Here is a 19231-nt window from a genome sequence, read left to right as displayed (position 1 = left end):
CTCCATTAATATGCACGTGCTTTTTGTAAATTTGATACCTTGCCTTCATATGCTGATTGGATGCCAACTTTTTCTGAAACTTCCGCAACACCGACATGCCACCAAGAATCATATCCGTGTGTCATTGTTTTTGGGAGCACTTTAATGTCTATCAGTGTGCTGACTGTTTGCTTTTTGGAATCAATGATTGCTGCTTCAAGCTCCTCCATATTACGTACAGAATAGGTTTTTACCCCATAACCTTCAGCTGCTTTCGCAAAATCAATTACCATGACAGGGCCATCTAATTTGCCTGTTTCGGGATTTCGTTTGCGGAATTCCGCCCCAAAGCTGCCCATCCCATTTTCCATTTGCAAATTGTTAATACAGCCGAACCCAGAGTTATCGAAAAGAATTACATTAATTTTTTTTCCTTCTTGAAGACTTGTAATCAGTTCTGAATGAAGCATCAGGTAGCTTCCATCCCCGGTCAGCGCATAAACTTCCTTGTCCGGTTCAGCTAGTTTTGCACCTAAAGCACCGGCGATTTCGTAGCCCATACAGGAATATCCGTATTCCATATGATACGTGTTGCGTGTTTTTGATACCCACATCCGCTGCAGGTCACCCGGAAGACTGCCGGCTGCTCCAACGACAATCGCACTGTCATCCAACAGTTCATTTACTTTACCGATGACACTGGTTTGCGTAAGTTCACTTTGTAGCACTTCTTTATATTCAGGTAAATTACCATCTAAATGACCAGCAATTTCAGGTATGAAATCTTCACCAAAGTTGATAGCATAAAGACGGTTCATTTCATCCTGCCAGCCTTGTTTTGCTTCTTCAATTTCTTTTTCATAAGTAGATTGATAGCCTACGAGAGAAGCCTCAATCGCTTCGAGACCTGCTTTTGCATCAGCAACGACCTTTACCGCCTCTAATTTTGAAGCATGGAATTCAGATATATTGATCGTTAAAATGTCGGCCTTGGTAAATAGTTGTTTTGAAGAGGTTGTAAAGTCTGTAAAGCGAGTTCCGACACCAATAATCAAATCTGCATCTTTGGCAATTGAATTAGCTGCCGAGTTACCTGTTACTCCAAGCCCCCCCAAGTTCAGCGGATGATTACTTTCCACACCGCTTTTTCCAGCTTGAGTTTCGCCGAATGGAATATTGAATGTTTCAGCAAATCTCACAAAGGTTTCGGCTGCTTCCGAATAACGGACACCTCCGCCTATAATTAACATAGGTTTTTTCTTTGACTTTATCAGTTGGACTGCATCAAAAACACTTTCAGCAGAAGGAAAACGACGCTCAATCCGGTGAACACGCTTTTTAAAGAATCTTTCTGGATAATCCCATGCTTCACCTTGAACATCCTGAGGAAGGGCAATCGTTACAGCTCCTGTATCTGCTGGATTTGTCAAAACACGCATAGCATTAAGCATAGCTGACATCAACTGCTCCGGCCTGCTTACCCGATCCCAATATTTACTTACTGGACGGAACGCATCATTCGTTGAAATCGATAAATCATGTGTCTGCTCGATTTGCTGAAGCACTGGGTCAGGCTGGCGAGATGCAAATACATCACCTGGAAGTAGTAAAACAGGAATATTGTTTGCAGTCGCTGTCGCTGCAGAAGTAATCATGTTTGCTGCACCTGGTCCGACTGATGAAGTACATGCTATAATCTGTTTCCGATGTTTCTGCTTAGCAAAGGCCATTGCAGCATTCGCCATTCCCTGTTCATTACGTCCTTGGTATACTTCTAGATCCCCTGGGTTTTCCTCAAGAGCCTGCCCAATTCCCAATACATTTCCATGACCAAAAATCGTAAATATTCCTTTAACAAAACGTTCTTGTTTTCCATCAAACTCTACATACTGCGCATTTAAAAATTTCACAAGTGCCTGTGCTGTTGTTAAACGAATCGTTCTCACCTAATCATTCTCCTTTCTGAATAAGCGAAAGGGAAGCGGCACGGACCTCACCGTCCCTCCTCTCCCCTCCCATTAAGTTACTTCACGTAACGAGCCGTCACCATTTTCTTTCTAGTATAAAATTCAACTCCGTCAGTTCCATTGGCATGCAGGTCACCATAGAAGGAATCCTTGTAGCCTGAGAACGGGAAGAATGCCATTGGCGCCGGGACACCAACATTTATTCCGAGCATTCCCGCATCGATGGTCTCACGGAACTGGCGGACAGCTGAAGCACTATCCGTATAAAGGCATGCGCCATTTGCGAAGGAAGAAGCATTAGCAACTTCAACCGCTTCAGCAAGGCCATTTACACGAACAATGGAAAGTACTGGGGCAAAAATTTCATCCTGCCAGATTTTCATCTCTTGTGTTACATGATCGAATATCGTTGGTCCAACGAAATAACCATCGCCCTTTACCTCTGAATCTTCACGGCCGTCACGTACGAGTGTTGCTCCCTGCTCCACACCTGTTGCAATATATCCTAGTGTACGCTTTTTGTGAGCCTCACGAATAACGGGTCCAAGGAAGACACTTTCTTCTAGACCATTTCCGATTACCATTTCATCGGCAGTCTTTTTCAACCTTGCTATTAATTCGTCAGCTACAGACTCTTCCACTGTCACAACAGCCGCAGCCATACAACGTTCACCAGCTGAACCAAAGGCCGCACCGGAAATTTCCTTTGCTGCAATGTCAAGATTTGCATCCTTTAATACGATGGAGTGATTTTTTGCACCAGCTAATGCTTGAACACGTTTCAAGTTTGCAGAACCTGTTTTGTATACATATTCAGCAACTGGTTGAGAACCAACAAAGGAAATAGCTTTAACAAGCTTATGTTCAAGCAGACCATTTACCACATCATGGGCACCATTTACAATATTCAATACACCTTTTGGCAGGCCGGCTTCTTCAAATAATTCAGCAAGCCGTGCTGCAAGAATTGGCGTACGTTCTGATGGTTTTAATACAAAAGTATTTCCAACAGCAATCGCAAGCGGGAACATCCAGCAAGGAACCATCATTGGGAAGTTGAAGGGTGTAATTCCGCCAACAACCCCAAGTGGATAGCGGTACATACCAGATTCAATATTTGTTGCAATATCTGGCAGCTGTTTACCCATCATTAAAGTAGGTGCTCCTGCTGCAAATTCAACACACTCAATTCCACGAAGCACTTCACCACGTGCTTCCGATAAACTTTTCCCGTTTTCCTTTGTCACGAGTTTTGCAAGTTCCTCCCAGTTTTCTACGAGAAGTTGCTGATATTTAAATAGGATACGTGCCCGTTTTGGAACAGAAACTTGGGACCATGCTTTAAATGCTTCGTTTGCTGCCTGAACAGCACGGTCGACATCTTCTTTTGTTGAAATAGGAACTTCAGCAAGTGCTTCACCGGTCGCAGGATTAACAACGATTTCAGTTTTTTCTGAAAGTGAATCAACCCATTCCCCGCCAATATAGTTTTTCAATCGTACTACTGTAGTTGTTTGAGTCAAGTTAATCTCTCCCTTTCTTTATCCGTGTTGAGCTAGTTCGTAATAGGCCGTTTCCATATGATTTAGTAATTCTTCTTCAGTCGGCATTGCATCAGAGCAACTGTGGCGTGAAATAACAATTGAAGCTGAAGCGCTCCCCATTTTCATCGCTTCAGACACTTCTTTTCCTTTCATCAATCCATATATGAACGCTGATGCATAAGAATCGCCAGCACCAAACGTTTTTAGTACATTTGTTGGAAAAATCCCGCTCCGGTGTGACATTCCATCTTTTGTATAGGCAATTGATCCTGAACCCCCATGCTTGATAACAACGAGCTCTGCACGATATGAGAACCAACGGGACGCTGTATGACGATCATCCGATTCTTCGATATTTAACAATTTTTCCATCATATCGAATTCCTCACGCGTACCGATTATCACATCACATTTTTCTGCAGCCAGGTTATAATAAACCGCAGTTTCTGCCTCATCCACCCATGTATATGGACGATAGTCTAAGTCAAATATCACTGTAACTTTATGCTTTACTGCATATTCAAGCGCTAGAAATACTGCTTCACGGGAAGGACTTTTTGCAAGAGCCGTTCCGGAAACCAATAATACCTTTGATTGCTTAATATACTCTTCGTCAACTTCTTTAGGATGCAACTTCAAATCTGCAACATTATCACGGTACATCAAGATACTGCATTCACTTGGGCTTTTAATTTCCGTAAACGCAAGGCCAGTAACAGCTCCTGTACGATCAACCGTTATACCCTTAGTGTCAATAGAATTTTTTTCTAGGTAGCCGGTGATAAACCGGCCCATTTGATCATCTGCTACTTTTCCAATAAACCCCGTTTTTTGACCGAGCCGTGCGGAACCAATAGCAATATTTGCTGGAGATCCGCCAACATACTTTGTAAAAGTATTTGTTTCTTCCATTGGACGGTTTATCTCATTGGCGTTTAAGTCTATACATAGTCGGCCGATTGCAATGATATCAAGCGGCCTAGTTGTTTCAAACTTAAGAGGATTCATTATATCGTTCCTTTCCTTTCAAATTCCTCGACTTGATTAAACAGTTGCTGTTTCTACTTGCTCTAATCGAACTGGGGCACCCGTTTCAAGAGACTTTTTAGCAGCTTTCGCGATACGTTCAGCCTGTAAGCCATCAAATCCGCTGCAAGTTACTTCGTGGTTTTCAATACAAGCAGCCACAAATTCTAATACTTCATCGATATATGCCTGAGTATATCGCTCTAAGAAAAAGTAAAGTGGTTTTTCTTTTGATACATTTGCAGCTGTAGAAATTTCAACATTGGTTGCACGATTGTTATCTACCTGTGCGGCCCCCTTGTTACCGAAAATTTCAAGACGCTGATCGTAACCGTATGCTGCACGGCGGCTGTTATCGATAACTCCTAAGGCGCCATTGGCAAATTTCAAACTGATGATGGCAGTATCAATATCACCAGCTTCGCCAATAGCCGGATCAACAAGCACAGCACCATATGCAGAAACCTCAATAACTTCACTTCCCATGATGTAGCGGGCCATATCAAAATCATGAATCGTCATATCCATAAACAGACCGCCAGATGCTTTAATATAGTCAACACCAGGTGGCTGTGGATCTCGTGATGTGATTCGTAAAATATGCGGTGTACCAATTTCACCTTCTTGAACAAGGCTGCGAACCTTACGGAAGTTTGGATCAAAGCGGCGATTAAAACCAACCTGAAGCTTTACTCCGGCTTTTTCAACAACAGCAAGTGCTTCCTCTGTCTGTTCAACGGAGAAACTAACTGGTTTTTCACAGAAAATGTGTTTCCCTGCCTCGGCTGCTTTTTTAATAATGTCTGCATGTGTATTTGTCGGAGAACAAATAAATATTGCGTCAATTTCTGGGTCATTCAATAAATCAAGGTAATCCTCAGTCAAAACAGCAATTTGTTTTTCTTTTGCCCACGATTCAAGATGATTTATTGCAACATCTGATACGCTTTTTATTCGAATTTGAGGTAACATTTTCAAATTATCTACATGTAATTTGCCAATTCGGCCTGCTCCGATAATTCCTACAGTAAAAGTCATTAGTTGATTCCTCCCTTTTATTTAACTCAGACCAACAAGTTGGTTAAGCATTTTCTTAAATTCATTTCTTAATTTTGGTGCTTTTTTTCTAATAAAATTAATCTATAAATCTGTCAAAAATATCTCTTTTTGATTAAGCGCTTACCCTAAAAGGTTAAGAGCTGTCGAAATATATCAACAAGCTCAATTATGATTATTTTCATTATTAATATCACGTACAGACTCACGAATAATTAGATTTGGTGTCAGCATAATGCGGCTTCCAGTAATGTCAGGATTTTCAACTGACTTTAACAATTGATGGATCGCATAGTGCGCCAATTCAGAGATAGGTTGTGCGATGGTCGTTAATCCTGGATCAACTATTTCAGCATGAATGGTATTATCAAACCCAATAACGGAAATATCATTTGGAATTGAGATATTCGCCTTACGTGCTTCATTAATAAAGACTGCAGCAATTAAATCAGTTGAAGCAAATACTGCTGTTGGTTTTTCCTGCAAATTTAAAATATACTGAGCAGCTTCTTTAGCCTCATCAATCTTAGATCTTGAGTTAACAACCAAATGATTATCCAAGGTAACACCTGAATCAGCAAGCGACTGCCTAAACCCTTCTAGTCGTAAGCGTCCACCCGGTCGGTCTTTTTCATTGATCATTGCCATTTTCCGATGTCCTTTTTCCAGCAAATAACTTCCTGCAAGATATCCACCTCTGATATCATCCGTCGTAACAACATGATACGAAGAGGACAAATGATCAATTGTAAACAAGAGGAAAGGCATATGCCGCTTGTGTAATGTTTTGTACATTTGCAAGTCGTTTGGATCAGTGGCAATAATAATGCCATCTACCTGTTTTTTAAAAAGCAGTTCCAAATAGTCATGTTCTCTTTCACGCTGATAATCAGTACTGCACAATATTATCGTATAACCCGCTTCACGGGATGTGTTTTCTAATGCCCGCGCAACCTCAGCAAAAAACGGGTTTGCTATATCAGGAACAAGAACACCTAATGTGAATGTTTTCTTACCAGTTAATGCAGCCGCTAAACTGCTTGGCTGGTATTCAAGCTCCTGCATTATTTTCGTAACCTTCCGTTTTGTCTTATCGCTTATACGGCCAGTATTGTTAACCACTTTTGAAACTGTGGCAATCGAAACCCCCGCCTTTTCCGCTACATCATATATAGTAGGTTTCATTTTCCCGAACTCCTTATTAATGTCTTTTTATAATTGTAGCATGAGAACAAGCGGGGTTTTTTACAATTTTTTATTTTGAAATACTCTTTAGGAATTCCAATTTTCCCTTAGCATTTTCACTTGTAATAATATCGACCCCGCTGTCAATTCGACTTTCTATTTTTTCCCCTTTGATTGCTTCCAATGCTTTTTTAACACCTTCAAATCCCATATTGTAAGGACTTTGTGCGATTGTACCTGCTAGCTTTCCAGCTAAAATGGATTCAACAGCTTCTTCTGTTCCATCTGTACCAATTACTTTAATATCTAATCCTTTTGCTTCAACTGCACGTAATACTCCAAGTGCCATATCATCATTTGCAGAGAATACCCCTTTTACATCAGCGTTTTTCTGAAGAATATTTTCCATAACAGACATTGCTTTCGTTTTATCGCTCTCTGCCGGCTGCTGGGCGACAACAATCATTCCTGCTGCTTCAAGTGATTCTTTTGCACCTTTAATCCTTGCGTCAGTCGCAGAATTTCCAAGAGCTCCTTCAATTAAAACTACTTTATCACCTTTTTGAAGCATTGAAGCTAGCAATTTGCCGCCTTCCTGACCTGCTGTAAAGTTTTCTGTACCGATAAAAGTTGTTTTACCCTTAAAATCCGCATCAGTATCGATAAGAAGAACTGGCAATTTAGATTTAACAGCAGATTCTAAAACTGGTACTACCGTTTCAGGTTGAGATGGAGCAACAACAACTGCACCTGGTGCCTGACTTATTTGATCCTCAAGCATGTTAACTTGCTCAATTACTTGTGATTCTGCCGCTGGACCTACTACCGTTACCTCAACACCCAGCTCTTTACCAGCAGCTTTAGCACCTGCTTCAACATACTTCCAGTATGGACTTGACAAAGTTTTTAGTACGACAGCCACACTTTCTTCCCCACTTTTTCCACTACTGGCTTTACCACTGCAGCCAGCCACTAATATCACACTTGTTAACGCTACTGCGATCCCCATAAATTTAAACTTTTTCTTCACTTTCCATTCCCCCAATTAATTTTGATTAAGCGCATCATCAAAGATGATTTTAACCAAGATGAATTAACTAAGATGAATTTGCTTGATGAAACCAATAATGATTTATCCCTTTTTACTTTTGCGCTGGCGAAGAACATCAACATAAACAGCTGCGATAATTACTAGACCAATAACGGTCATTTGGAAATCGGCAGAAACATTTAAAAGATTTAAACCATTTCGAAGCACAGCGATAATCATGGCCCCAATCAATGTACCCCATACAGTACCAACACCGCCAAAGAAGCTTGCTCCTCCAATAATAACGGCTGCAATCGCATCAAGTTCAAACGAAAGTCCAGCAAGCGGGAATGCAGAGTTTACCCGTCCTACCATAACAAGACCAGCAAGACCAGCCATTAAGCCACTAATGGTATACACAATAATTAATACTCTATCAACATTAATACCGGACAACCGGGCAGCTTCTTTATTCCCGCCGATTGCATATATGTACCGGCCTGTTTGTGTCCTAGTTAAGAAAATGTGAAAAATGACATATACTGTAATTACTAGTAAAAAACTCACGGGAATCGGACCTACAAATTCACGGCCTAAAAATTGGATCATGTAAGGAAATCCAGCAATTGGTGCTGCCGCTGTGACAATCAGTGCAATCCCACGTGCAATGTTCATGGTTCCTAGAGTAGAAATAAATGGATGAGGTAAGCGCAACTTTGTTAACATCAAGCCGTTTAATAAACCAAATGCCGCACCAACAGCAAGACAAACAAGAATTCCTATAAATGGACTCATGCCCATGTTAACGGTTACAATTCCCATTACCATAATAGCAAGAGCTAGAATGGACCCAACTGACAGGTCAATTCCTGCAGTTAAAATCGGCAGCAACATACCAATGCCAAGCAGCGCATTAATTGAAGACTGTCTCGCAATATTCATGACATTGTTCATCGTCATAAACTTATCAGATAAAAAAGTCAGTACTGTGGTTAAAATAACGAGACCGATGAGTGGTCCAAACTTACTTACATAACTTTTTAGCGATTTCTTTTCGTCGACTTTCGTTTGTGATTTTTCAACAACCATTTCACTCATTATTTCATCCCCCTGTAGCCGCTTTCATAATACGTTCTTGAGAAGCTTCTTTAATCGTAAGATCCGCTGTTATTTTCCCTTCACTCATAACTAAAACCCGGTCACACATACCAAGAATTTCTGGAAGGTCCGATGATATCATCATCACAATAGCGCCACTTTCAACAAGCTGGTTCATTAAACGATAAACTTCTACCTTGGCACCAACATCAATACCTCGAGTCGGTTCGTCAAAAATAAATATACGAGCTTTTGTGCACAGCCATTTTGCGATAACCACTTTTTGTTGATTTCCTCCGCTTAGTTTTCGGGCATGGAGGTCTATGTCATCTGGACGGACTTTTAATTCCTTTATATATTTCTCAGCTTCATTTCTGATTGCCTTTAAATTAACCAGCTTGGATTTATTTTTAAATTTTTTCATATTTGCCATCGCAATATTGAAATCGAGAGGCTGATCTAAAAGAAGACCTTCACTTTTCCTGTCTTTCTGTAATAAAGGCAATCCCTGCATTGATTGCATCTCTTGGTGACTTGATTTGCACTTGAATTCCATCAATAAAGATTTTGCCAAATTGACATTTATCTGCTCCAAAAATCGCTCTCGCTAATTCTGTACGCCCTGCACCAACAAGCCCGGAAATTCCAACAATTTCTCCATAGCGGATGGTAAAATTAACAGGCTCTGAAGTTCCTTCTACTAGTAAATCTTCAACCCGAAACCCTTCTTTACCGAGAGTAAAGCTTTGCTTTGGAAATTTTTCCTCAAGCGCCCGCCCAACCATCAGTTCAATCCAATAATCCGTTTCGGTTGTTTTGACCGGTAACGTACTGATTTTAAATCCATCACGGAGAATGGTAATACGATCACCCATTCTTCTAATTTCCTCAAGTCGATGTGAGATAAACACAATGGCAATCCCTTTTGCTTTTAGCTGTTCTACACATAGGTATAATTGTTCTACTTCTGTTGAACTAAGGCTGGAGGTCGGCTCATCCATAATAATTAATTTAGCATCCAGGGCAAGCGCTTTTGCAATTTCTACTAATTGTTGCTGACCTATTCCCAGTTCTCCCAATTGTTTATCTGCTAATTCCGGACTCTGACCAAGCAATTCAAGGCACCGCTCAGCTTCTTTGCGCATTTTCTTGTAATTCAACAGGGACATTTTTCCTCCAAGCTTTATTTCCCTGCCAAGAAAGATATTCTCATAAACTTTTAATTCTGGAATTACATTCAACTCTTGGTAAATGGTTGCGATCCCGAGTTTCATGGCATCCACTGGGTTATGAACTTGAACCGGCTTGCCTTCCCAAAAAATTTCACCAAAATCCTTATAATAGGCGCCAGTTAAAATTTTTATCAGAGTAGACTTACCTGCTCCGTTTTCACCTAGTAAAACATGGACTTCTCCAGGCTTTACTTCAAAGTCAATTCCCTTCAATACATGATTTTGATTAAAGCTTTTCTTAATATTTTTCATCTCAAGGAGGCTTTCTACAGAAGTAACCACTTACAGTCCCCTTTCCGTAATGTTCTCATGTTAGGGAAAGCGCTTTCCCAACTTACTATAATTATAATCTACTAATTAATACGTTAGCAATGTTTTTTTATTTAAAATTAAAAATATTGAAAATTTTAATTTCCGTAGCGCAAGTTAACTGCATTATAAAAATAACCATTCCCTTGTTACCTTAAGGCTAACTTTGAAAGCTCTACCTTTCGCCCCGTTTGGTATGATTCCCTAGCGGCTAACGAAATCTCGAGCGCTTTTACACCGTCATTTACTGTTACACGAGGTGTGCTATTCTCATTCACAACCCGATAGAAGTCAACCAGCTCCAAATTGTAGGCATCAACAAAACGTTCTGGAAAATCCGGAAGAATATCATGTGTTACACCCGCTTTAGTCAATATATGGATATCATGATGACGAAGATTTCCGATAAAAATGGATCCTTCCGTTCCAATTACCTCAGCACGAATATCGTACCCGTAATAAGCATTGCGGCTTGCCTCTGCATCTCCTGCTGCACCTGAAGCAAATTCAAAATAAGTAAGTGATTGATCAACATCGCTATACTTTTTCACAAATGGATATTTCAATACACTTCCATTCGCATTTACAGATGTTATCTCAGAATTCATCAAATAGCGCGCGATATCAAAGTCATGGATGGAAACATCAACAAAAATACCGCCACTATGTGCAATAAATGCTTCGTGCGGGGATTGTGGGTCACGAGAAATACCACGGAAGTAAATCGGTTTACCAATATCACCTGCAGCTATTCTCTTTTGGGCAGCATCGTAAGCTGGATCAAAACGTCTCATAAAACCAACTTGGCAAATATTCTTGTTTTTTTCTATAATAGCTTGAATTTCAAGTGCTTCATCGAGATTAAGTGTTAACGGTTTTTCAACAAATATCGCTTTTCTCGATTCTGCTGCCTTTTTCAATAAATCAAAATGCGTGCTTGTTGGGGAGGCAATAATCACTGCTTGAATACTATCGTCCTGAAAAATTTCATCTGGATTTGCAGTATAAAATGAGACTTCTAATTCTTTTGCCACTCTTTGTGCCGATTCAAGATTCATGTCACATACAGCAGCTAGCTCAGCATTACGGATTCTTGATACGTTTACTGCATGCCAATACCCTAGTCGTCCAAGACCAAATACGGCTGTGCGAATTTTATTTGTCATTTTGCTTTCCTCCTATTTATTAACATCTGTTAAAAAAGATTGATTTTGAAGTGATTGATATGCCTTTTCTAAATATCGAGCCATCTCAAGAGAGTGGCCGGCATTATAGCTAGGCAAACCTCCTGTTAAAATACAATCATGAAAATGTTCAACCTGATTTAAGTATTGATCGTCTTTAATTCTTTCAAAGCAGATAACATTGCTATTGCTATCTTTCACGGTTATTTTTCCGAATTTATCATCAGATACGTCCGGTCGGAAAGAAGAATCGACAGTTATAGAACCCTTCTCCCCAATAATTTCATAGCGATTAATAAATGGAAGCTCTATTGAAGCTGATACTTCGGCAATCCGATTTTTATTATCCATTAATACACAGGTTGAAGTTGTATCCACACCATATTCTGGGTGAATACTTCCTGTCATCGAGATTTGAATGGGTTTAAAACCAACAATTTGTGTAACTGCATGTAAACCATAACATCCGACATCACGCATGGCACCTCCGCCAAGCTCACGATTTAATCGAATATCACCCCCATCATCCAGCATCCAGGAAAAATGAGCTTTTACATGACGGTATTCGCCAATCACACCAGATTGAAGAAGTTCTTTTGCTCGTTTATGCTGACGGTGAAATTGGTACATAAATGCTTCCATAAAAACTACATTGTTGTTTTCAGCAGTTTCCTTAATAAAGTTCATTTCGGCTTCTGTTAGCGTTGCCGGTTTCTCAAGTAAAACATGCTTCCCTTTTTTCATTGCCTCTACTGCCCATGTCGCATGAAGAGAATTAGGAAGCGGAATATAAACCGCATTAATGGAAGAATCGTCCAAAAGCTCTTCATAGTTATCGTAAATAACAGGTGGATTAAATCGCTCTGCTTTACCCGTGCTTTTAGATGCAACTGCTGCAACCTCTGCCCGCGCTGAACGGCGCAGTGCCGGGACTAATTCGTCATATGCAATATTTGCTGCACTTAGAATCCCCCATCTTATCTTCGTCATAGTAACTACCATCCCTTTTAATTTTTAATAATACTAAGCTATTATATACTCGGGTTTAAGGTAAGCGCTTTCCCTAATATTTTATCCCACTTGTTTTTGTTTATCAACTAAATTTTCAGCAAATTCAATAAATTATTTTTAACTATTTCATTTATTGGATTCATTTAAGGTTGATCTAAGATAAAAAAGATTATGAGGAATAAAGTTTTGGGAATGCGCTTTCCTTTTATATCTTTTTAAAAATAAACAAAGGAACTCCATAATTGTTGGAGTTCCTTTGTTTATTCAAAGATCCCTTTCTGGAACAAAGTCGTTAAAATACAGGGGAAAATTTAATCTTTCAATTAGTTCTTCTCGTTGAAAAAGACAGCTTTTAACAATCATCTTGCCAACCTCCTTTTCTAATGAGAGAGTTCCCCAACGTTATGAAGAGATGTATCAGCTTCCTTTTTCCCTTCTACTTTAATTGAGCCAGTACTTACCCGTGTGACATTTTGAAGAACACCTTTTATTTTCTTTTCACGTACCTTCACCTCACCCAAGATATCCAATGTTGTTACCTTCGGTCGGATTACCTCTTCGCTTACATCTCCATCAAGAGTGAGCTGATCAAATTGCAATTATACCATTTACTTCCAGTTGACTTTTATTCTCATAAACTTTTAAAGATTAAGATCCTCCGCAAAAGTAAGCACTCCATTCCTCACTAAATATAATGACTCATCAATCGATTGCAGGAAGGAATTCGTCAGTGTTAATTTACCATTTTCTAACCTAGGCAAGGCACCAGGATAGGTTTCAACTGATCTGACCCCTTTGCAAGCATTTTACCCGTAATACCAGAGAGATGTGCAGGATTATACACCATCCCGTTTATTATCAAATTTAATTGCATCTCTTGAACTTGGTCCGCTTGAACATTTTTATCAATAACAACAATGCCGTTTACGAGGAGAAAAATGGCCTTTCATAAAAATCACTCACTTCCACAGTCACATCAATCGCTCACTTTAATTGATTTTTATTTTATCAATTGAAAATCTTTGTATTGCTTTGAGGATTAAAAGGTGGATTTTTCTATAGATTAAAATAGAAGAAAGTTTGTGCCAAGTAAAAAAAGACAAGTTCCATATGTTGATGGTCCCTGTCTTGGATCACTTATCATCTAAATCTAACGGTCTTAGCTTCGCTTCAATCTCCGTGCGGCGGGGTTCCAAAAACGGCGGAAGTGCAAGCTTTTCCCCTAATGTTTCAATGGGTTCATCTACGTCGAAACCAGGGGTGTCGGTTGATAATTCGAATAGAATATGATTCGGTTCTCGGAAATAAAGTGCTTTGAAGTAATACCGTTCAACTTTACCAGAATTCATCAGTCCTGATTCGGCGATTCTCTGTGCCCAATAGTCGTATTCTTCCTCATTCGGAACGCGAAAGGCAACATGATGGACACTTCCCCGGCCAGGGCGCATCCTTGGTAAGTCAGGTCTAGTCTCGATATGTACCTCTGCTCCAGACCCGCCTTCCCCTGTTGAAAAAACCATAATATCCGGGAAATCCCCTGCGAGCGATGGATATGTGCCAGACTGTGTAAAGCCCATAACATCTGTTAAAACTTGAACCGTTTTGTCAGGCACACCTACGGTTAAGGTTACTGGACCCAAACCAATAATGGCATGCTCCACTGGTACATCGGTCTTGTCCCAAGGAACACCAGCAGTAACTCCTTCTTCACCGTTATCTGCCACTAACACTAAACTAGTTCCCTCAAAATCCTGAAACGCAAGAGTATTACGATTGTTTCTCTTCTCAATCTGCCCATGTTGAATCCGAAACTCCTTAAAACGTTCCTCCCAATAGTGGAGTGCATTCGTGTCCTTCACACGCAGTGATGTGGAAGAAATACTACCAATGCCGGGATACGTATGCCCTAATCCAGGGATGTCAAAGAAGGTAATTTCTGTCCCCGGACTTCCCTTCGCGTCACCATAAAATAAATGGTAAGATTCCGTATTATCTTGATTGACTGTTTTCTTTACCAGCCTAAAACCTAAAATCTTTGTATAAAATTGAAAGTTCCTCTCTGCCTTACCCGTTAAGATTGAAACATGATGTAAACCTAACAGCTTCATCTAAAGGCCTCCTAAGTGAATTTCATTAATGTTTAATTATCTTGAATTCGAGATAATTATAAACAAAAAAACCCCCTCCGTCAAATATCAGTCATACAAATATTACTATCCACGGAGGAGTACCAGGTACCCTGATTATTGGTTATAATCCCAAACGATTTTCCACTCGTCTTTTTCTTGAACAGCAAATACCTCTTGCTCTAGGTCAAAGTTTCCATATATTCCTTTGTAGGTTTGGATGACGATGATTTTGTAGACATTTTTCATAGCTGGTCCTGTTTTGGACATTTTCCATTGGTCCATTTTTTCAGGTTCACTCATTGTAAAGTCAAATGTTTCAACGCCAAAGTGGTTCATGAACACGTGGGCTCGGTCTTGAATATAATGCCCTTTACCGAATTTTTCTTTCATGGTGGAATGAAAAAGATCCCAGGACGAAGCAAATTCCCCCTGCTGTTCATACAAATAAAACTCTTCCACTACAGCCACTGCCTCTTTATCGGGTGAAAACCAAGCACCCCTGATTAACATAAAAACAGTAACAATACAGACCAGCAGCATTATTCCCAATATAATTCCTTTAATCGAAGTGGATTTTCTAGACATGGACCTCTCCTTTAGTACAGACTCCCCATACTAAAGACTATGTCCATCCACGTCCAAATATTAATGAAGTTCGACTTTCAAAGTGTCCGCCTCAGGTGGAAAGTGTCCACGAGTGGTGCCTGTCACCATGGGCACTTAACGAAATTCTTCCTCGATGTATTCTAGTTCTTCCTGAGGAGTAAGAAGCCGGGTGGCTTTGCCGATGTTTCCGTTTTGGTAGGACCATATACGATTGTGGGCGCTTACGGCGTTGGTGAAGTCTTTTCCGAGCCACGGTTCTAGGATTTCTAGGAGCATTGATTTCGTGCTGCCGTTTTTGAAGTTTTTGTTTTTTATAACATCATATAATTTCTGGACTTTATCGGCGGTGATTTCGGAGGATCCCCATTTTTTGTCGGCCTCCACCTTCTGATGGGTCATATTGTGCACTTCCTGGATAAGTTTCCCATCACTCATCGTTTCATATTCTTCCATTACCTTGCTTGAAATTGGGGCCTCAAAGCTCTTATCGATTTTTGTTTGTGCCTCTTTGGCAGCAACCGGATCATTTTTCTTTAGATTCAATTTCAACCCACTATCTTCGCTCAAATAAAAATAAACTCCCACGATACAAGCTAGAATCCCAATGATAAGACCCCATACCTTTAATTTCTTCATTGTGCTCTCCCCCATAACTCTAATCTATTAAAACTCATTTTTGGCAAAAGCCCAATTTCTATTAATTATACAAAATTATCCCAGATACTTGTACATTATTGTTTACCATGGATATCACGAATGAATGTGTCCCTTTCAAACCTTGGGGTATTTATTTTTAAAAAAACAATCGCAAATTGACTGATAATTAGCGAAAATACAATTTCAGCTAACTAAATTCAATTAATCGCAGAAAACGTGATTGTTCTGACAATTTCCACGTAGTTTCGTAAATCAACGCTATTCGATGCGCATTACGTTTCCCTATAAGGTAGAGGTACCCGGGAATAAATTGGCGGAAAGGAGCGCGCGATAAATTAAATTTAGCCATGGGACGTAATCTGAACTCCTAAGCCTAACTAATAAGGTGCCTTCCATAATAAAAATGGTTAGGCACCTTTAAATGAGGACAACGAGCCAGTAACAATGGAGGAAGAATATCAGGGTATAAAAGCTTGAGGCAAAGACCGTGAGTCCCTTTGTAAGGGAGGATGTTGGTACTTTTTTAAAAAGAATAAACAAATAAAGGCACATCGAAAATGCCATCTTGGTAATCAGAAACAAAGCCGGATCCGCTTCATAGATTTTATTCATGAGCGGGTTCATTTCCTGTATCAATGAGTTTTTCAATCCAAAATAAGTAACGAAAGCGTCAAATATGTTTAAGAGAGATAAATAATGAAAAAGCAAGACCATGATACCCATACCTCCTGAACTGTTGCTAATAACGAATTTCCTTTTTGATAGCAGGATATCCTTCTTAATAGAAAAATAATCGTTAGACAATTTCCCCTATAATCTCCTTAATATCAACGTAACAACCATAGTCAACACTCTCTTGATATTTTGAAATTGACATTATAGGTCGAGTTTGAAAAAGAAAAATCGAAAGAAAGCACCTGATGCCTAATCGTGTTAAAATGACGATAGATCTATATAAGGGAGGCTGGTTCAATATCCCTTCAGAAAATCAGCGGGTGAAGGAAACAGGTATCATGATATTTCTTTTTCAAGAAGGTAAAGTCAAGGAGCTCTGGTGTGAAAATAGTGTTGCAGCAATTCTGTATGAATTAGGTGCGTTAACAAAGAACGCCCATACAATATATTAATCGAGTAGGAGGGGGGACTAACTCCCGTCATCTCAAACCTCCTTACGTACCGTGCGGAGTATAGTCCTCTGATAGCGGACTTGTACATCTAATTAATGAACCATGCCAGGCACAATAAGGCCAACACCCGGATTTAGATGTTGGCCCCTTTCCTATTCATTAACTTGCTTGTATCTTAACCATTTATTTATAGAAAAAACCTTTAATAGCATAACCAATATTTTGCGGCCTTTCAGCGAGGCGGCGCATGAAATAACCGAACCAGTCATTACCAAATGGCACATATATGCGTACGTTGTATCCCTCTTTTACAAGGCTTAGTTGAAGTTCGGTACGGAATCCGTACAGTAATTGAAATTCAAATTCCTTTACTTTTCCATGATCGTATGGTCATGACTGGCAATCGCCGTATAACTTTCGCTTAGCAAATGTGCTTTAATAATCTTCAGATAGTTAGCATCTACTTGATGTTTCTCTTGAAACGCGACATCCGCAGGCTCCTTATAAGCCCCTTTAACAAGTCGAAGCGAAATTCCTGACAAGTCTTTTATATCTTTCTCAGATCGGTATAAATAGGCTTGGATAACGGTGCCAACATTAACATATTCCTTTCGCCCAAAACCGTGTACCTAAGTGCTAGATAAGATTCAATTTTACTTCCTATATAAACCCCGATCCCCCAGCCAACACAATAAGCAGCAATATTAAGCGGTTTATCAAGATTATCAAGAACAATTGTCAAACCCATCAAATAAACAAATACTTCCCCCATTGATGGGATAGATGCAAGCACCTTGAAGCCTTTAATGACCAGAATGACGCGTAAGGTAAATAATGAAACATAGATAATATTCATCCCAATAATAACGAGAATAATCGATGGCATAACTTCGTCTCCACAAAATGGCAATCTTGTTTAAAACATGAGAGAGTCAATATCTCTAGGGTATTGGGTAATAGAATAGCTTCCATTTTTGGTTAAAATCACCGTATCGGAATGCCGGTATCCCCCAACCCCCGGAACATAAACCCCAGGTTCAATCGTATAGACCATCCCTTCCTGTAAAACCAACTCATTATCAAATCGCAAGTACGGTTCTTCGTGCTCAGATAATCCCAGCCCATGCCCGACCCGATGGTTTACATATTCACCGTAACCAGCCTTTTTAAAAACCTCATAGGAAGCTAAGTCCACTTCCCTTGCTGTAATACCTGGCCGAATCAAGTCCATAGCAACCCTCTGAGCTTCAATGGCTAACTTTAAAAGATCCTTTTGTTTTTCAGAAGGCTGGCCGATAAAAAATGTCCGTTCATTTTCAGCGCGGTAGCCATTGAACCATACTTGGCGGCTATGAATGACCACATCCCCATCCTCAAATTTTCTCGTACTTGAATACAAATGCGGCATTTCACTCCTTCTTATCCCTGAACACGTCCAGTTTTCATAGCCAATTAACTCCTCTGCATAGTCCTTTGATGCAATCTCTAGTAATAAACGATCGCCGTAAGAATCAAATTCTAACTCGCTGATTCCAGCTCTTGCATGTTTTAGGGATTCTTCAATGGCATAATCGGAAAGCTTACCGGCAACTTTGAGCCTTTCGATTTCAAATTCATCTTTGATCGCCCGCATATTGACAACCTTTTGACCGATATCCTCTAACTTGAATCCAAATTCCTCCAAGTACAGATACACACTTGAAGGCAGGACTCCTATTTCAACCCCAATCCTCGTGCCAGAAGGGTATTTTTTTAGTATTTTTGATAAATGGTCAAGATACGAAACCTCACGATGTCTCATATCTATTTGCTCATAATAGACATATAGTTTATCTACATTGGCTTTTTCAGCAGCATGAACCTCTTCTAGTCCAGGAACAATAAGTTCCGTTTGCTCGTGGCTGATAAGTGTAACAATTGGGCGAGAGTAAGTAATCGCCCGAAAACCACTTAGATAATATTGATTGTCCGGCTCCCAAATCAAGCTTAACTCAATTTGATTTTCAGACATAAAGCCTCGAAATGTCTCAAGTCGTTTTTTAATATTCAACAGAAAAGCCTCCTTTTTTTTTAAAAGCAGAGAAAAGCCCC

General features: G+C 39.9%; 18 protein-coding genes and 2 pseudogenes. 1 reads left to right on the top strand and 19 read right to left on the bottom strand.

The window, feature by feature from the left end:
- Positions 1–5: 5 nt before the first annotated feature.
- The 16 genes from iolD to QFZ28_RS29700 form a co-directional block, all read right to left on the bottom strand.
- Positions 6–1925, bottom strand: a complete 1920-nt coding sequence (iolD, locus tag QFZ28_RS06065) for a 3D-(3,5/4)-trihydroxycyclohexane-1,2-dione acylhydrolase (decyclizing) (RefSeq protein WP_307193815.1) — start codon at positions 1923–1925, stop codon at positions 6–8.
- Positions 1926–2002: 77 nt separating this feature from the next.
- Positions 2003–3469 (bottom strand): CoA-acylating methylmalonate-semialdehyde dehydrogenase, encoded by a 1467-nt coding sequence (locus QFZ28_RS06060; protein WP_307193814.1) that lies wholly within the window; start codon positions 3467–3469, stop codon positions 2003–2005.
- Positions 3470–3487: 18 nt separating this feature from the next.
- On the bottom strand, positions 3488–4498 hold the full coding sequence (gene iolC, locus QFZ28_RS06055; protein WP_307193813.1) for a 5-dehydro-2-deoxygluconokinase: 1011 nt from the start codon (positions 4496–4498) through the stop codon (positions 3488–3490).
- Between the two features lie 36 nt (positions 4499–4534).
- Positions 4535–5554, bottom strand: coding sequence for an inositol 2-dehydrogenase (iolG, locus tag QFZ28_RS06050; protein WP_307193812.1), 1020 nt, complete (start codon positions 5552–5554; stop codon positions 4535–4537).
- A 183-nt stretch (positions 5555–5737) separates the two neighbouring features.
- On the bottom strand, positions 5738–6757 hold the full coding sequence (locus tag QFZ28_RS06045; RefSeq protein WP_307193811.1) for a LacI family DNA-binding transcriptional regulator: 1020 nt from the start codon (positions 6755–6757) through the stop codon (positions 5738–5740).
- Between the two features lie 70 nt (positions 6758–6827).
- Positions 6828–7787 carry a sugar ABC transporter substrate-binding protein gene (locus QFZ28_RS06040; protein WP_307193810.1) on the bottom strand — a complete coding sequence of 320 codons (960 nt, stop codon included), beginning with the start codon at positions 7785–7787 and terminating at the stop codon, positions 6828–6830.
- Between the two features lie 102 nt (positions 7788–7889).
- Positions 7890–8885 carry an ABC transporter permease gene (locus tag QFZ28_RS06035; RefSeq protein WP_307193809.1) on the bottom strand — a complete coding sequence of 332 codons (996 nt, stop codon included), beginning with the start codon at positions 8883–8885 and terminating at the stop codon, positions 7890–7892.
- A gap of 4 nt (positions 8886–8889) precedes the next feature.
- Positions 8890–9399: an ATP-binding cassette domain-containing protein gene (locus QFZ28_RS06030; protein ID WP_307193808.1), complete on the bottom strand. Its 510-nt coding sequence runs from the start codon at positions 9397–9399 to the stop codon at positions 8890–8892.
- Positions 9359–10399: a sugar ABC transporter ATP-binding protein gene (locus QFZ28_RS06025; RefSeq protein ID WP_307193807.1), complete on the bottom strand. Its 1041-nt coding sequence runs from the start codon at positions 10397–10399 to the stop codon at positions 9359–9361. The genes QFZ28_RS06030 and QFZ28_RS06025 overlap by 41 nt, the downstream gene beginning before the upstream one ends.
- 176 nt (positions 10400–10575) lie before the next feature.
- On the bottom strand, positions 10576–11592 hold the full coding sequence (locus tag QFZ28_RS06020) for a Gfo/Idh/MocA family oxidoreductase (RefSeq protein ID WP_307193806.1): 1017 nt from the start codon (positions 11590–11592) through the stop codon (positions 10576–10578).
- Positions 11593–11604: 12 nt separating this feature from the next.
- Positions 11605–12600 carry a Gfo/Idh/MocA family protein gene (locus QFZ28_RS06015; protein WP_307193805.1) on the bottom strand — a complete coding sequence of 332 codons (996 nt, stop codon included), beginning with the start codon at positions 12598–12600 and terminating at the stop codon, positions 11605–11607.
- A 401-nt stretch (positions 12601–13001) separates the two neighbouring features.
- Positions 13002–13220: a hypothetical protein gene (locus tag QFZ28_RS06010; RefSeq protein WP_307193804.1), complete on the bottom strand. Its 219-nt coding sequence runs from the start codon at positions 13218–13220 to the stop codon at positions 13002–13004.
- A 534-nt stretch (positions 13221–13754) separates the two neighbouring features.
- A complete protein-coding gene (locus QFZ28_RS06005) occupies positions 13755–14729 on the bottom strand; it encodes a ring-cleaving dioxygenase (protein WP_307193803.1) in 975 nt (324 codons plus the stop codon).
- A gap of 135 nt (positions 14730–14864) precedes the next feature.
- On the bottom strand, positions 14865–15335 hold the full coding sequence (locus tag QFZ28_RS06000) for a hypothetical protein (protein WP_307193802.1): 471 nt from the start codon (positions 15333–15335) through the stop codon (positions 14865–14867).
- 135 nt (positions 15336–15470) lie between these two features.
- Positions 15471–15992, bottom strand: coding sequence for a DUF6241 domain-containing protein (locus QFZ28_RS05995; RefSeq protein WP_307193801.1), 522 nt, complete (start codon positions 15990–15992; stop codon positions 15471–15473).
- A gap of 438 nt (positions 15993–16430) precedes the next feature.
- Positions 16431–16727, bottom strand: a complete 297-nt coding sequence (locus QFZ28_RS29700; RefSeq protein WP_373428119.1) for a DUF5658 family protein — start codon at positions 16725–16727, stop codon at positions 16431–16433.
- A 206-nt stretch (positions 16728–16933) separates the two neighbouring features.
- Here QFZ28_RS29700 and QFZ28_RS05990 point away from each other — a divergent pair, with 206 nt between their 5' ends.
- On the top strand, positions 16934–17140 hold the full coding sequence (locus QFZ28_RS05990) for a hypothetical protein (RefSeq protein WP_307193800.1): 207 nt from the start codon (positions 16934–16936) through the stop codon (positions 17138–17140).
- A 183-nt stretch (positions 17141–17323) separates the two neighbouring features.
- Here QFZ28_RS05990 and QFZ28_RS05985 read toward each other — a convergent pair.
- The 3 genes and pseudogenes from QFZ28_RS05985 to QFZ28_RS05975 all read right to left on the bottom strand — a co-directional run.
- Positions 17324–17754 (bottom strand): annotated as a pseudogene (locus QFZ28_RS05985) (proline dehydrogenase family protein); the annotation flags it as partial.
- A 2-nt stretch (positions 17755–17756) separates the two neighbouring features.
- Positions 17757–18026, bottom strand: a pseudogene (locus QFZ28_RS05980) (DUF5698 domain-containing protein); the annotation flags it as partial.
- Between the two features lie 30 nt (positions 18027–18056).
- The gene (locus QFZ28_RS05975) at positions 18057–19190 is read right to left on the bottom strand and encodes a M24 family metallopeptidase (protein ID WP_307193799.1); all 1134 of its coding nucleotides are present in this window, start codon (positions 19188–19190) and stop codon (positions 18057–18059) included.
- Positions 19191–19231: the final 41 nt, after the last annotated feature.

The organism is Neobacillus niacini, assembly GCF_030817695.1.
Taxonomy (GTDB): Bacteria; Bacillota; Bacilli; order Bacillales; family Cytobacillaceae; genus Neobacillus; species Neobacillus niacini_F.
The sequence above is the reverse complement of the archived record's forward strand: the minus strand, read 5'-3'. Positions and strand labels throughout refer to the sequence as shown.

Bases quoted from the DNA above. Each gene is read 5' to 3' on its own strand.
- iolC (WP_307193813.1), bottom strand. From the start codon at position 4,498: ATGAATCCTCTTAAGTTTGAAACAACTAGGCCGCTTGATATCATTGCA.
- iolG (WP_307193812.1), bottom strand. From the start codon at position 5,554: ATGACTTTTACTGTAGGAATTATCGGAGCAGGCCGAATTGGCAAATTA.
- QFZ28_RS06045 (WP_307193811.1), bottom strand. From the start codon at position 6,757: ATGAAACCTACTATATATGATGTAGCGGAAAAGGCGGGGGTTTCGATT.
- QFZ28_RS06035 (WP_307193809.1), bottom strand. From the start codon at position 8,885: ATGAGTGAAATGGTTGTTGAAAAATCACAAACGAAAGTCGACGAAAAG.
- QFZ28_RS06030 (WP_307193808.1), bottom strand. From the start codon at position 9,399: ATGCAGGGATTGCCTTTATTACAGAAAGACAGGAAAAGTGAAGGTCTT.
- QFZ28_RS06020 (WP_307193806.1), bottom strand. From the start codon at position 11,592: ATGACAAATAAAATTCGCACAGCCGTATTTGGTCTTGGACGACTAGGG.
- QFZ28_RS06015 (WP_307193805.1), bottom strand. From the start codon at position 12,600: ATGACGAAGATAAGATGGGGGATTCTAAGTGCAGCAAATATTGCATAT.
- QFZ28_RS06005 (WP_307193803.1), bottom strand. From the start codon at position 14,729: ATGAAGCTGTTAGGTTTACATCATGTTTCAATCTTAACGGGTAAGGCA.
- QFZ28_RS06000 (WP_307193802.1), bottom strand. From the start codon at position 15,335: ATGTCTAGAAAATCCACTTCGATTAAAGGAATTATATTGGGAATAATG.
- QFZ28_RS05995 (WP_307193801.1), bottom strand. From the start codon at position 15,992: ATGAAGAAATTAAAGGTATGGGGTCTTATCATTGGGATTCTAGCTTGT.
- QFZ28_RS29700 (WP_373428119.1), bottom strand. From the start codon at position 16,727: ATGGTCTTGCTTTTTCATTATTTATCTCTCTTAAACATATTTGACGCT.
- QFZ28_RS05990 (WP_307193800.1), top strand. From the start codon at position 16,934: ATGCCTAATCGTGTTAAAATGACGATAGATCTATATAAGGGAGGCTGG.